Here is a 15,391-nt window from a genome sequence, read left to right as displayed (position 1 = left end):
CGATATTTTTCTGACAGCGAAAATCATGAAAAATTGCGATCGCCTCATTATCAGCCTATTGCTCAGTTCGATTAATGCAGCTTATGCCCAGGTGCCTCCCGATGCGGGCGCCTTATTGCAGCAGATAGAAAAAGGCCGGGCGCCCGCATTACCGAAAAAATCACCCCAGGAATTAATGCCGGCGCCGCCCCCCATGCAGGACGTGCCCGGCATGGCGGTGACGGTCAAGCATTTCCGCTTCCAGGGCAACACCCTGCTGGGCGATGCCGTGCTGCAGCAGGCCGTAGCGCCCTTCCTGGACCGGCCCCTCGCCTTCCAGGACTTGCAGAACGCGGCGCTGGCCGTGGCGGCCGCCTACCGCCAGGCGGGCTGGATCGTGCGCGCCTACCTGCCGCGCCAGGAAATCGATGGCGGCATCGTCACCATTCAGGTCGTCGAAGCCGTGTTCGGCGGCGTGCATACGCAGCCGGGCACCGCCCCCACGGTGCGCATGCCGCTCGAACGCATCGTGCCCTACGTCACGCGCGCCCAGCCCATCGGCGCGCCGCTGAATGCCGACGCCCTCGACCGCGCCCTGCTCGTCATCGACGACTTGCCGGGCGTGACGGCGGCCGGCAACCTGGCCGCCGGCCAGCGCGAGACGGAAACCGACCTGGTCATGAAGCTGGGCGACGAGCCGCTGCTGACGGGCGACGCCGGCATCGACAATACGGGCAACCGTTCCACGGGCGCGGCGCGGGCGGCACTCAACCTGGCAGTCAACAGCCCCTTGCACCTGGGCGACCAGGCAGTCGCCAACCTGATCCACTCCGAAGGCAGCGACTATGTCCGCCTCGCCTACAGCCTGCCGCTGGGCAGCGGCGGCTGGCGCGCGGGCGTCAGCGGCTCCCACCTGTCCTACCGGCTGACCGCCGATGAATTTGCCGCCCTGCACGCCAAGGGCAGTTCCAACACCGCCGGCATTGACGCCAGCTATCCGCTGCTGCGTTCGCGCCTGCGCAACCTGTATCTGCAACTCAATTACGACGACAAGCGCTTCGACAACGCCGCCAACGGCGCCACCAGCAGCAATTACAAGATCCGCGCTTTCTCGGCCGGCCTGACCGGCAACCTGTTCGACAGCCTGGGCGGGGGCGGCGCAAACGCGGCCAGCCTCAGCATCATGCATGGCAAGCTGGACCTGGACGGCTCGCCGAACCAGCTGGCCGATGCGGCCACCACGCGCGCGGCCGGCAACTTCACCAAAGTGCGCTACTACGCCAGCCGCCAGCAGGCACTGACGGAGACGCTGTCGCTGTATAGCGCCCTGAGCGGCCAGCAGGCGAGCAAGAACCTCGATTCCTCGGAAAAATTCTATTTGGGCGGCAATTACGGCGTGCGCGCCTATCCGGCCAGCGAAGCGGGCGGCAGCGATGGCCAGCTGGTGAATCTGGAATTGCGCTGGCGCCTGCCGGCCGACGTCAACCTGACGGGCTTTTTTGACTGGGGCCACGTCAAGGTCAACCACGACAACGACATCAACGGCGCCGCCCGCGTCAACGGCTACAGCCTGAAGGGCGCGGGCCTGGCCGTCAGCTGGACCAGCAGCTTCCGCCTGAACCTCAAGGCGGCCTGGGCGCGGCGCATCGGCAACAATCCCAACCCGAACCTGAACGGCAGCGACCAGGACGGTTCGCTGCGCAAGAACCGCTTCTGGCTGCAAGCATCGCTGCCCTTCTGAACCCACCACCCCTCTGCCTGAACCGAACCGGAGAATGTCATCATGAGCGGACATGCCACCATCAATCGCTTCTATCGCCTGATCTGGAGCGAGGCGCAAGGCGCCTGGATCGCCGTCGCGGAACATACGCGTGGACGTGGCAAGCGCAGCGGGCGCGGCGCCTTCATGGCCGCCCTGTTCGCCGGCCTGGGCCTGGCGCCGGCCGCCTGGGCCGCGCCGCCCGCGCCAGGCCAGCTGCCGACGGGCGGCCAGGTGACGGGAGGCACGCTGAGCATCGGCCAGGCGGGCGCGCAGATGACCATCAACCAGGCCAGCCAGCGCGGCGCCATCGACTGGCAGACCTTCAACGTGGGCGCCCAGGCCCAGGTCAGCTTCCAGCAGCCCAACAGCGCAGCCGTGACCCTGAACCGCGTGCAGGACAGCCAAGCCAGCCAGATCTTCGGCCGCATCACGGCCAACGGCCAGGTCTTCCTCAGCAACCCGAATGGCGTGTATTTCAGCCCCACCGCATCGGTCAGCGTGGGCGGCCTGGTGGCCACCACGCACACGATGAATACGGCGGACTTCATGGCCGGCAGCAGCACCTTCACGCGCAACGGCGCCACGGGCGCGGTCGTCAACGACGGCAGCCTGCAGGCGGGACTGGGCGGCTACATCGCCATGCTGGCGCCGCAAGTGCGCAACAACGGCATCGTCATCGCCCAGGCCGGCACGGTGGCCATGGCGGCCGGCGAGCAGATCGCGCTGCAGTTTTCCGACAGCCGCACCCTGGCCGGCGTGCTGGTGTCGCCCTCGGCCATCGCCGCGCTGGTGGAAAACGGCGCGGCCGTGCATGCGCCAGGCGGCCTCATCATCATGTCGGCCCAGGCCGCCAACCAGCTGCAGGGCGGCGTGGTGCGCAATAGCGGCGCGCTGGAAGCGACGGGCCTGGCCGCGCGCGGCGGCAAGATCGTGCTCGACAGTTCAGGCCTGGTCGACAATGGCGGCAACCTCGACGTTTCGGGCACCCAGGGCGGCGCCATCGCCATCGCGGGCGACCGCATGCTCAATGCGGGCAGCCTGCGCGCCGATGGCGGCGGCACCATCACGAGCACGCTGGCCAACGGCTTGGTGGAAACAGCCAGCGCCACCGTCTCTGCGCAAGGGGGCGGCAGCATCGCCGTCGACGGCGGCGCCGGCAAGGTTTACACGTCCGGCCGCTACCAGGCCGACGGCGAGCATGGCGGCAAGGTCGTCATCACGGCCCGCGACGTGGCCCTGATGGGCGCCAGGGTCAGCGCCACGGGCGTATCCGGCGGCGGCACCATCCTCGTCGGCGGCGATTACCAGGGCAGGAATGCGGCCATCCGGAATGCCGTCAACACCACCGTCGGCAAGGGCGTGACCCTGAATGCGGACGCCACCGGCGCGGGCAACGGCGGCAAGGTGGTCGTCTGGTCGGAAGAGAAAACCGTCTTCGGCGGCGACATCGGCGCGCGCGGCGGCGCCTGGGGCGGCGACGGCGGCATCATGGAAGTGTCCGGCAAGCAAACCCTGCATTTCGGCGGCACGGCCAACGGCTACGCGCGCTACGGCAAGTCGGGCACCCTGCTGCTGGATCCGAAAGACATCTACATCGACAGCCAGCTGTCGGGCCAGCTGGAATTCGTCGACCCCCACCCCACGGCCGGCGGCAGCTTCGGCAAGACCACCACGGCGCTGACCACGACGGCGGGCGCCACCATCACGCGCACCGGCTATGTCGTCATCACGAATCCGGACGACAACCTGGGCGCCACCGGCGCCGGCGCCGCCTACCTGTTCCGCCAGAGCGACCAGGCGCTGATCTCTACCCTGTACGGCACGCATGCGGGCGACAAGGTGGGCAGCTATGCCGTCACGGCGCTGGCCAACGGCAATTTCGTCGTCAGCAGCAATCTGTGGAACGCGGGCCGCGGCGCCGTCACCTGGGGCAACGGCACGACGGGCTGGGGCGCGGGCGCGCTGGCCGTGTCGTCAGCCAACAGCCTGGTGGGCAGCACGGGCACGCACATGAGCAGCCAGGGCTATGCCACCTCGGACAATGTGGGCGGCAGCGCCATCAAGACCTTGTCGAACGGCAACTATTTGGTCGGCACGGGAAGCTGGTCCGATTCGCGCGGCGCGCTCACCTTCGGCGACGGCAGCACGGGCGTGTCCGGCGTCGTCAGTGCCGGCAACAGCCTGGTGGGCAGCACGCCGATGACCATCGTGCTCGCCGATGGCTACAAACAGTACAAATTCGGCGATCAGGTGGGCGGCAGCATCAACCTTTTGCCCAACGACAACTATGTGCTGGTGAACTCGGGCTGGAACAAGGGCGTGGGCGCCGTCACCTTCGGTTCCGGCAGCAGCGCGCTGACGGGCGTAGTGGGCGCGGCCAACAGCCTGGTGGGCGACAGCACGCGCTTCGACGCCTCGGGTCAAGGGAACGGCACGGACAAGGTCGGCAAATACTTCCAGGCGCTCAGCGGTTCCCGCTTCCTCATCTACGGTTCGGACTGGAACAACAATGCCGGCATGCTGGCCACGTTTGATGGCGTCAACGCCGTCACGGGCCTCGTCTCGTCCGCCAACAGCCTCGTTGGCGGCGCCTTCGACTCGCTGTCGTCCGGCGGCGTCACCTTACTGGGCAGCAATAACGCCTATGTGATCAGCAGCCCGGGCTGGAACAGCTCGCGCGGCGCCGCCACCTGGGTGGCTTACGCCACGAACGTCAAGGATGTCATCGTCGCCAACGGCCTGGTCGGCTCTACCACGGGCGACAGCATCGGCAGCAAGGCCATTACCGTACTGGGCAACAACGATTACGTGGTGTCGAGCCCGAACTGGAACGGCACGCGGGGCGCGTCCACCCTCGTCGACGGCACCTCGGGCTTGAGCAAGGCCAGCCAGGATGGCACGGTCGGCGCCGGCAACAGCCTGGTCGGCAGCCAGGTCAATGACCGGGTGGGCGCGGGGGGCATCCTGGCCCTCGTCGGCAATGGCAATTACCTGGCCCTGAGTCCGTATTGGGCCAATGGCGGCAACGCCAGCGCCGGCGCCGTGACGTGGAACAGTGGCAGCAGCCCCACGCTGGGCGCCGTCTCGGCCGTCAACAGCCTGGTCGGCAGCTTCAGCGGCGACCGTATCGGCTCCTACCAGTACAACAGTTACCAGACCAACAATCCCGTACCCGTGCTGCAGGAAGGCACGTCGATTACCGTGCTATCGAACGGCAACTACGCCGTGGCCAGCCCCATGTGGAACGGCACGCGCGGCGCCGTCACCTGGAGCAACGGCGCCACCGGCGCCACGGTCGATGGCGGCCACACGATCAGCGCTGCCAATAGCCTGATCGGCAGCAATGTCAGCGACTTCATCGGCGGCTTCGTCGTGCCGTCCGACATCATCACCAATCCCGCGACCAGCGCCACCAGCCACCAGGATGCCATCGGCAACGGCATTACCGGGCTATCGAACGGCAATTTCGTCACGGCCAGCAGCTACTGGCGCAATGGCGCCGCGCTGCGCGCCGGTGCCGTCACCTGGAGCGATGGGGGCGGCGCGCCGGCCGTCGGTGCAGTGTCGGCCGCCAACAGCCTGGTCGGCAGCGTCACGGACGACCGGGTCGGCACGGGCAAGAACAATGTGAGCGGCGTGACGGCCCTGCAGGCCGGCTACGACGGCGACGGCAAGCAGTTGTACAGCGGCAACTATGTCGTCTCCAGCATCCTTTGGAATAATGGCGCGCTGGCCGATGCGGGCGCCGTCACCTGGGGCAGCGGCACGGGGCCCCTGACGGGCACGATTTCCGACAGCAACAGCGTGCTGGGCTTGAAGGCGAACGACAGCAAGGACTGGACCGTCGCGCCGCTGGCCGTGGCCGGCAGTTACCTGATCCAGAACCAGTACTGGGACAATGGCGCCGCCACGGGCGCTGGCGCGTTGACGTGGATCAATGGCAGCACGGGCCGCCTGTCCGACTATGCGGCGCAGGGCAACCGCAACATCATCTCCTCCGCCAACAGCCTCGTGGGCACCCAGGCCGGCGACAATATCGGCTCTTATGTCGACTATCTGTACAATTACGATGCCGTCAACAATGTCAACCGCTATACGGGCAATTATGTTGCCCTGAGCACCAGCTGGGCCAATGGCGCCAACGCGGCGGCCGGGGCCGTCACCTGGGGCAGCGGCGTGGCCGGCGTCAGCGGCGTGGTCGGCCGGGACAACAGCATCGTGGGAGAAAAGGCCGGCGATTACCTGGGTTCCTACTACGCAGCACTGATCAACGGCCACTATGTGGTGTCCAACCCCACCCGCGACATCAACGGCATCGTCAACGCCGGCGCCGTCAGCTGGGTCGATGGCAACACGGGCAGGCTGAACGACTATGCGGCGCAGGGCAACCAGAACATCATGTCGGCCGCCAACGCCATGGTCGGCAGCCACGTCAACGATTACCTGGGCACCAGCATCCAGCTGGCCACGTACTACGGCACCACGGCCGATTATGCGAATGCCGGCTATTTCATCATCTCGCCGGACTGGAACTGCGGCGCCGGCGCCGTCAATTTCATCAGCAATGCGGGCGCCCCCCTGAGCGGCACGACGGGCCCCGCCAATGCCGGGGTCGGCAATCCGAACGGCCGCTTCTGGGGCGGGCTCGGCTATTCCCCGAACATGTCGCTGGCCGGCACTGGCACCGCTTTCGTCACCTTCGCGGGCGACAACGGCCACGTGATCCTCGTCTCGTCCAGCATGCCGGCCGCCAATTCCATGTGGTTGCCAGGCGCCACCGGCTTCGGCGACGCCGAAGGCGCGACGCAGGCCATGACGCCCGATTACATCGCCGGCGTCTTGCGCACCGGTACCAGCGTGACCTTGCAGGCAAATAATGATATTTTCGTCAAGAGCGGCATCGACGCGAGCGGCGGCGTGGCCGGCGGCGCACTGACCATGCAGGCCGGACGCAGCATCGCCGTGCTGGGCGACATCATCACGGGCAACCGCGACCTGAACCTGATCGCCAACGACAGCCTGGCCAACGGCGTCAAGGATGCCTACCGCGACGCGGGCATCGCCACCATCAGCATGGGCAGCAACGGTCTAGGCACGCCTGCCGTGATCGACGCGGGCACGGGCCATGTCTCGATGCTGATGGCCGACGGCAGCGACAAGAGCAACGCCATGGCCGGCTCGATCAGCGTCAACAGCATCACGGCGGCCAGCATCAAGCTGGTCAACCAGGGCAATGGCGCCGGCACCGTGGCCGACCTGCCCGACATGAGCGCCAATTGCTGCGGTTTCGACGTCGGCTACCGCGGCATCGGCGCCGACGTGACATTGAACGCCGGCGCCGTCCTGAACGCCAGCGGCGCCGGCACGGCCGTGACCCTGGCGGCGAAAGGCAATTTCAACAATAATTCAGGCAATGGCGCGGCGAGCATCGCCCTGTCCGACCCGGGCGCGCGCTGGCTCGTGTACGCGAGCGCCCCTGGCGCCAGCACGTTCGGCAACCTCGACAGCAACAATACGGCCGTCTGGAACAGCAGCTACACGGGCAGCGATGCCACGCAGACGGGCAACCGCTACCTGTTCGCCTACCAGCCCACCATCACCGTCAACACGCAAAACGTCAGCAAGACTTATGGCGACGACCTCGCCACGGGCACGGCCCTGGTGGACCAGGTCATCAGCCTGTCCGGCGCACAGGGCGCCGTGGCGGGCGCGTATCTCGGCGATACGGTTTCTACCGCCCTGTCCGGCGCCATCACGGCCACGTCCGCCGGCGCGGCCGCCAACGCCGGCGCGGCGGGCAGCCCCTACGCCATCACCGTCGACCTGTCCGGCGCCAGCGGCAACAACGGCTATGCCGTGATGCTGGGGAGCAATACGCCGCGTACCCTGACGGTGCAAAAGAAAACGCTGACGGCTTCGCTCAATCCCGTCAGCAAGACCTACGACGGCGGCAGCCTGATGGCCCTGTCGACCGGCGACTATGTATTGAGCGGCCTGGTTGGCAGCGAATCGTTCGGCATCATTTCCTCCTTTGGCCTGTACGGCGGCGTCAACGTGGGCAGCTATGCCGTCACCGCAACCTTGTCAGCAGGCAATTTCACGGCCGGCGCGGGCACCCTGGCCAGCAACTACAACCTGCCCACCTCGGCCAGCGGCACGGGCGCCATCACGCCAAAGGCGCTGACGGCCGTGGTGATCGGCACGCCGACCAAGACTTACGACGGCAACGCCAACGCTATCCTTTCCGCCGGCAACTACCAGTTGCTAGGCTTTGCAGGCGGACAGTCGGCCAGCGTCGGCCAGGTGGCGGGCCTGTACAATTCCAGCGACGTGGCCGGCGCCAGCAGCGTCAGCGCCCTGCTCTCGGCCGGCGACTTCACGGCCGGCAGCGGCACCCTGTTCAGCAATTACATCCTGCCGACGAGCGCCAGCGGCGCGGCCGCCATCACGGCCAAGGCCCTGACGGCCAGCCTGACCGGCAGCATCGTCAAGACCTACGACGGCACGACCGCAGCGCTGCTGGGCAGCGCCAACTATAACCTGGCCGGTTTCATCGGCAGCCAGTCCGCCAGCATCGCGCAAACGGCAGGCAGCTACAATGCCGCCAATGTGGCCAGCGCGAACAGCGTGACGGCCAGCCTGTCGGCCGGCGACTTCACGGCCGGTTCCGGCACCACCCTATCGAACTACGCTCTGCCCGCCTCGGCGAGCGGCGCCGCCAGCATCACGGCCAAGGCCTTGACGGCCAGCCTCGCGGGCAGCATAGGCCGCGCCTACGACGGCACGACCACGGCCAGCCTGGCAAGCACCAACTACACGCTTGATGGTCTGGTTTCGGGCGAATCGTTCAGCGTCACCAGGATCACCGGCACCTTCGACAGCCGCAACGCGGGCAGCCGCACGGTCAGCACGACGCTGTCGTCCGAGGATTTCACGGCCGGCATGGGCACCTCGTATGCCAATTACCTCCTGCCCACCAGCGCCACGGGCACGGGGACCATCACGCCGAAGGCCGTCGTGCTCACCGCGCCGTCCATCAGCAAGGTGTATGACGGCACTCTGGCCTATACCACCGGCAGCGGCGACCTGTCCGCCCTGTCGGCCGCCCTGGTGGCCGGCGACACGGTGACGAATGCCGCGTTCAGCTATGCCGGCAAGAACGCCGGCAACGGCAACAAGGCGGTCAATTTCAACAGCGCCACGCTCAGCGACGGCAATGGCGGCGGCAATTACAGCGTCACCCTGGCCGGCAACGCCAGCAGCACGATCACGCCGCGCATCCTCACCGTGCAGGCGACGGGCGTCAGCCGCGCGTACGACGCCACCACCGATGCCAGCGTCACCCTGGGCGACGACCGCGTGGCCGGCGACGTGCTGGACGTCACCAAGGCCGCCGCCAGCTTCGCCAACAAGAACGCGGGCGTCAATAAAACCGTCACCGTCACCGGCATCGCCGCCGGCGGCGCGGATGCCGGCAACTACGTCGTGGAAAACACCAGCGCCCTGACGACGGCCACGATCACGCCCGCCCGGCTGCAGGTGACGGGCCTCACGGCGCAGAGCCGCAGCTACGACACGACGCGCAACGCCCTGATCACGGGCACGCCCACCGTGCAGGCGCTCGGCAGCGACGTGGTCACCATCATGGGCACGGGCACGGGCCTGTTCGCCGACAAGAACGCGGGCGTCAACAAGGCCGTCAGCGTCAGCGGCTACACGACGGAAGACGGCAACTACCTGCTGCTGCAGCCGGCAGGCCTGACGGCCACCATCACGCCGGCCGTGCTGGAACTGTTCGGCCTGAACTCGGGCGTGAGCAAGGCCTACGACGGCACGACGGGCATCGCGCTGACGGGCGCGCCCATCGTCTTTGGCCTGGGCAGCGACAGCGTCACCGTGCTGGGCACGGGCACGGGCCAGTTCGCCGACAAGAACGCGGGCATGGGCAAGGCCATCACGGTGAGCGGTTTGACTTCCAGCGACAGCAACTACACGATAGGCCAGGCGCCAGAACTGACGGGCAGCATCACGCCCGCCCAGCTGACCCTCGGCCCCGTGTCGGCCATCACGCGCGCCTACGATGGCGGCACCAATGCGCAAATCGCCATCGGCAGCTACACCCTCAACGGCCTGGTGGCAGGCGAATCGTTCAGCGTCACCAGGGCCACCGGCACCTTCGACAGCCGCAACGCGGGCAGCCGCAGCGTCAATGTGTCGCTGTCGTCCGAGGATTTCACGGCCGGCATGGGCACCTCGTATGCCAATTACCTCCTGCCCACCAGCGCCACGGGCACGGGGACCATCACGCCGAAGGCCATCGTGCTCACCGCGCCGTCCATCAGCAAGGTGTATGACGGCACTCTGGCCTATACCACCGGCAGCGGCGACCTGTCCGCCCTGTCGGCTGCCCTGGTGGCCGGCGACACGGTGACGAATGCCTCGTTCAGCTATGCCGGCAAGAACGCCGGCAACGGCAACAAGGCGGTCAATTTCAACAGCGCCACGCTCAGCGACGGCAATGGCGGCGGCAATTACAGCGTCACGCTGGCCGGCAACGCCAGCAGCACGATCACCCCGCGCATCCTCACCGTGCAGGCGACGGGCGTCAGCCGCGCGTACGACGCCACCACCGATGCCAGCGTCACCCTGGGCGACGACCGCGTGGCCGGCGACGTGCTGGACGTCACCAAGGCCGCCGCCAGCTTCGCCAACAAGAACGCGGGCGTCAATAAAACCGTCACCGTCACCGGCATCGCCGCCGGGGGCGCGGATGCCGGCAACTACGTCGTGGAAAACACCAGCGCCCTGACGACGGCCACGATCACGCCCGCCCTGCTGCAGGTAACGGGCGTCACGGCGCAGAGCCGCAGCTACGACACGACGCGCAACGCCCTGATCACGGGCACGCCCACCGTGCAGGCGCTCGGCAGCGACGTGGTCACCATCATGGGCACGGGCACGGGCTTGTTCGCCGACAAGAACGCGGGCATCAACAAGGCCGTCAGCGTCAGCGGCTACACGACGGAAGACGGCAACTACCTGCTGCTGCAGCCGGCGGGCCTGACGGCCACCATCACGCCGGCCGTGCTGGAACTGTTCGGACTGAACTCGGGCGTGAGCAAGGCCTACGACGGCACGACGGGCATCGCGCTGACGGGCGCGCCCATCGTCTTTGGCCTGGGCAGCGACAGCGTCGCCGTGCTGGGCACGGGCACGGGCCAGTTCGCCGACAAGAACGCGGGCATGGGCAAGGCCATCACGGTGAGCGGCTTCACCTCCAGCGACAGCAACTACACGATAGGCCAGGCGCCAGAACTGACGGGCAGCATCACGCCCGCCCAGCTGACCCTCGGCCCCGTGTCGGCCATCACGCGCGCCTACGATGGCGGCACCAATGCGCAAATCGCCATCGGCAGCTACGCCCTCAACGGCCTGGTGGCAGGCGAATCGTTCAGCGTCACCAAAACCACCGGCACCTTCGACAGCCGCAACGCGGGCAGCCGCAGCGTCAATGTGTCGCTGTCGTCCGAGGATTTCACGGCCGGCATGGGCACTTCGTATGCCAATTACCTCCTGCCCACCAGCGCCACGGGCACGGGGACCATCACGCCGAAGGCCATCGTGCTCACCGCGCCGTCCATCAGCAAGGTGTATGACGGCACTCTGGCCTATACCACCGGCAGCGGCGACCTGTCCGCCCTGTCGGCTGCCCTGGTGGCCGGCGACACGGTGACGAATGCCTCGTTCAGCTATGCCGACAAGAACGCCGGCAACGGCAACAAGGCGGTCAATTTCTACAGCGCCACGCTCAGCGACGGCAATGGCGGCGGCAATTACAGCGTCACGCTGGCCGGCAACACCAGCAGCACGATCACCCCGCGCATCCTCACCGTGCAGGCGACGGGCGTCAGCCGCGCGTACGACGCCACCACCGATGCCAGCGTCACCCTGGGCGACGACCGCGTGGCCGGCGACGTGCTGGACGTCACCAAGGCCGCCGCCAGCTTCGCCAACAAGAACGCGGGCGTGAATAAAACCGTTACTGTCACCGGCATCGCCGCCGGCGGCGCGGATGCCGGCAACTACGTCGTGGAAAACACCAGCGCCCTGACGACGGCCACGATCACGCCCGCCCTGCTGCAGGTAACGGGCGTCACGGCGCAGAGCCGCAGCTACGACACGACGCGCAACGCCCTGATCACGGGCACGCCCACCGTGCAGGCGCTCGGCAGCGACGTGGTCACCATCATGGGCACGGGCACGGGCCTGTTCGCCGACAAGAACGCGGGCGTCAACAAGGCCGTCACCGTCAGCGGCTACACGACGGAAGACGGCAACTACCTGCTGCTGCAGCCGGCAGGCCTGACGGCCACCATCACGCCGGCCGTGCTGCAGGTGAGCGGCTTGAGCCTGGCGGCGCCCAAGACCTACGACGGCACGCGCGGCGTGGCGCTATCCGGCACCCCGGTGGTGTCGGGCTTCGAGGGTGAAACCGTCACCGTGGGCGGGAATGGCAGCGGCCAGTTCGCCGACAAGAATGTGGGCAAGGGCAAGGCCATCACCCTGGCCGGCTATACCTCCAGCGACAGCAACTACGCCATCGGCCAGCAAACTGGCCTGGCGGGCGATATCACGCCGGCCCAGGTCGCTGTGACAGGCGTTCACGCCAACAACAAGACGTTCGACGGCAATGCCGTGGCCAGCCTGGGCGGCACGGCGGTCATCAATGTCTTCGGCGAGGACGACGTCGCCCTCGCCGGCACGCCTGGCGCCAGCTTTGCCGATGCCACTGCCGGCAAGGCCAAGCCGGTCAGCGTCAACGGCTATGCGCTGGCGGGGGCGGATGCGGCCAACTACACCCTGAGCCAGCCGCAGGGCCTCAGCGCGGACATCCTCGATGCCGCCGTCCAGGTGCCGCCGCCCGTCGTCGTGCCCGTGCCACCGCTGCCGGCCTTGCCGCTGGCGCAGCAGCGCGTGGCGCCCGGCCTGAGCATGCCGCCGCTGGGGGACCTGCCGTCCGCGGACGCCGGCTTGAGCAGCACGCCACCGGCCCTTCCCGCCCTGGCAGCCGGCACGGCGCTCAAGCTGACCAGCACACCCGGCATCAGCGTGTCGCTGGTAAGGCCAGCGTCGCTGCAGCAGAATGGCGCAATCGCCGTCTCGATACCGAAGGAGATCGCCGATGCAGGCAATGGTTTCGGCTTCCCGCTGCCGGCGCAGATCGTCGAAGCGGCCGCTGTCAACCGCGTGCCCGTGCAGGCGACCCTGGCCGATGGCGCGCCGCTGCCGGCGTGGATCAGCTACAACGCCGACAGCAAGACCTTTGCCGTCACCCGCCTGCCGGACGGCGCGCTGCCACTGCAAGTCTTGCTGATCCTGGGCAGCCAGCGCGCGATGATGGTGATCGCGGAAGTCCAGTAAGACTCAGCGCGCCGGAGGGCGGCGCTGGCCGCCCTCGCGTCCGTCAAGCCCCGGCCTCCTGCCGTGCATGCGCATGCACGGACCACAGCACGCCCGCCGTCAGCAAGAACATCGCCGCCCACTCCAGCAGGCGCGGCATGCGCTGCGCGTAGACGAAGCCGTACAGCAGCGCGAACAGGGTCTCCGACAGGATCAGCTGCCCCGACAAGGTCACCGGCACCAGGCGCGACGCCAGGTTCCACAGGTAGTTGCCGATCACGGAAGCGCCCAGCGCCAGCAGCAGGCACACAAGCCAGAAGCGGGGCCAGTCGCGCGCCGGCGCGTCATCGGCGCCACTTGCCTGCTGCAGCGCCAGCATCACGGCGCCCACGGCCAGCGCGATGACGCCGCTGGCCAGGCCATACAGCATGGCCCACTCCACGGAGCTGACATGCGCGTGGCGCTTGAGGAAGCGGGCGTTGTCGAGCGCATACCAGGTCCAGCAGGCGAGCGCGCCGATGGCGCACAGCACGCCGGCCAGCTTGCGCGCCAGGCTGGCGCCGTCCGCGCCGCCCGCATGGCTGAAGATATCGCCATTGATGCAGGCGATGCCCGCGGCCACCGCCAGCAGCGGCCAGGCCAGGCGGCGCAGCGGCAGCGCGCCGTGGTCCTTGCTGCCGACAATCGTCACGCTCAGGGGCAGTAAACCAATGATCAGCGACGTGGGCGCCACGCCGGCCAGCTTGACGCCATACGCCAGCAGCAGGTAGTACACGACGTTGCCGGCCAGCGCCTGGCGCAGCATGGCCAGCCAGTCATCGCGCCGCAAGCGCCGCAGCAGGGGCAAGAGGCGCGGCAGCATCAGCCCGGCCGCCAGCGCGCCATAGCAGGCGTAGCGGCCCACCATCAGCTCGACCGGAGAAAAATCCGGCAGCAAGACGGGCACAATGAAAACGGCGCCCCAGAAGGCGCCGGCCAGCAAACCAGATACGATCCCACGCCACATGCCGCCATACCCTCGTCATCGTTCAGGGACGCCAGTATGGCATGCGGCGCGCACTGCCGTCAGCCGCTGCCGGGCGGCCGTCAATTCAGGGCCGGCAAATTCCACGGCGTGACGACCTGGATGGCGGACAGCGGCTGCGGCTGCGCCAGGGCCGGCAGCGCGCCCTGCGCCCGCAGCACCTCCTGGCAGGCGCGCCGCATGTCCTGGCCCAGGTCGTGGTGCAGCACCGCGTGGATGGCGCCCGCGCGCAGCAGCGCCACATTGTCCGCGTCGAGGTCGTGGCCGATGAAGACCTGGCAAGGCCGGCCCGCCTGCGCGAACGCCTGCACGATGGCGGCATTGCCGCCGCCGATCGAATACACGGCGGCGATGCCCGGGTGCGCGGCCAGGGCTTCGCGCACCAGCGCTCCCGTGGCGCCGTCGATGCCGTGGCCTTCGCTCACCTCGACGATGGACAAGTGGCGGTGCCGTTCGCGCAGGGCGCGGCGAAAGCCGATTTCGCGCTCTTCCTCGCCATGAAAGCGGTTGCTGCTCAGGGTCACCAGCACCTGCTGTCTTTTCCGGCTGCCCAGCCACTGGCCGACCAGGTAGGCGGCCGTCTCGCCCGCCGCGCGGTTGTCCATGCCCACATAGCTGCGGCGCGCGGAGGACGGCAAGTCCGTCACCAGCGTCACCACGGGGATGCCGGCCGCCGCCAGCCGGTTCACCGCTTCCGCCACCGCTGGCAAGTCCGGTGCTTTCAGCAGCACGCCGTGGCTGCCGTTCTTGCGGATGCGCTCGAGCAGGCCGACGATGCCGCCCACGTCCAGCGTTTCATGCAGGTGAAAGCGCGAACGCAGCACGGCCGGATGCAGCGACGGCAACTCGCCCTCCAGCGCGGCGCGCACGGCGTCCGTAAAGCGGCGCGGCGCCACCATCAGCACGTCAAGCATGAATTTTCTGCCGGACAGGCCCACCTGCGTGCTTTGCCGCGCCAGCTCGTCGAGCGCCTGCATCACGCGGCGCACCGTATTGGCGTGCACGCCCCCGCGCTGCTTGATCACGCGGTCGACCGTGGCCACGCTGACGCCGGCCTGCAGCGCCACGACCTTGACGGGGAAAGGATGCGTCATGCCATATCCATTTTAAGGAATTGATGGTTTTTTGATGGATTTCTTGATGATAAATGCGGATTTTCATCCCTATACTGATTCTACAACTTATTTTTACAACATCAGGAGACACCGCATGCCCACCACCGCCAC

The 15,391-nt window shown here is 67.8% G+C and carries 4 protein-coding genes; 2 read left to right on the top strand and 2 right to left on the bottom strand.

Features of this window, described 5'->3' with window-relative positions; translation table 11 throughout:
• Positions 1-175 precede the first annotated feature (175 nt).
• Together AC07X6_RS22370 and AC07X6_RS22365 are read left to right on the top strand one after the other, a co-directional pair.
• On the top strand, positions 176-1,720 hold the full coding sequence (locus AC07X6_RS22370) for a ShlB/FhaC/HecB family hemolysin secretion/activation protein (RefSeq protein ID WP_494792433.1): 1,545 nt from the start codon (positions 176-178) through the stop codon (positions 1,718-1,720).
• A 42-nt stretch (positions 1,721-1,762) separates the two neighbouring features.
• Positions 1,763-13,162 (top strand): YDG domain-containing protein, encoded by an 11,400-nt coding sequence (locus tag AC07X6_RS22365; protein WP_494792432.1) that lies wholly within the window; start codon positions 1,763-1,765, stop codon positions 13,160-13,162.
• Positions 13,163-13,205: 43 nt separating this feature from the next.
• Here AC07X6_RS22365 and AC07X6_RS22360 read toward each other — a convergent pair whose 3' ends face one another.
• Positions 13,206-14,147, bottom strand: coding sequence for a DMT family transporter (locus AC07X6_RS22360; protein ID WP_494792431.1), 942 nt, complete (start codon positions 14,145-14,147; stop codon positions 13,206-13,208).
• 80 nt (positions 14,148-14,227) lie between these two features.
• Positions 14,228-15,259, bottom strand: coding sequence for a LacI family DNA-binding transcriptional regulator (locus AC07X6_RS22355; protein WP_494792430.1), 1,032 nt, complete (start codon positions 15,257-15,259; stop codon positions 14,228-14,230).
• Between the last annotated feature and the right edge of the window lie 132 nt (positions 15,260-15,391).

Source organism: Janthinobacterium sp. GW460-12-1-14-LB5 (assembly GCF_059423585.1).
Note: the sequence above shows the minus strand (reverse complement) of the source record. Positions and strands in the feature narration are given on the sequence as shown.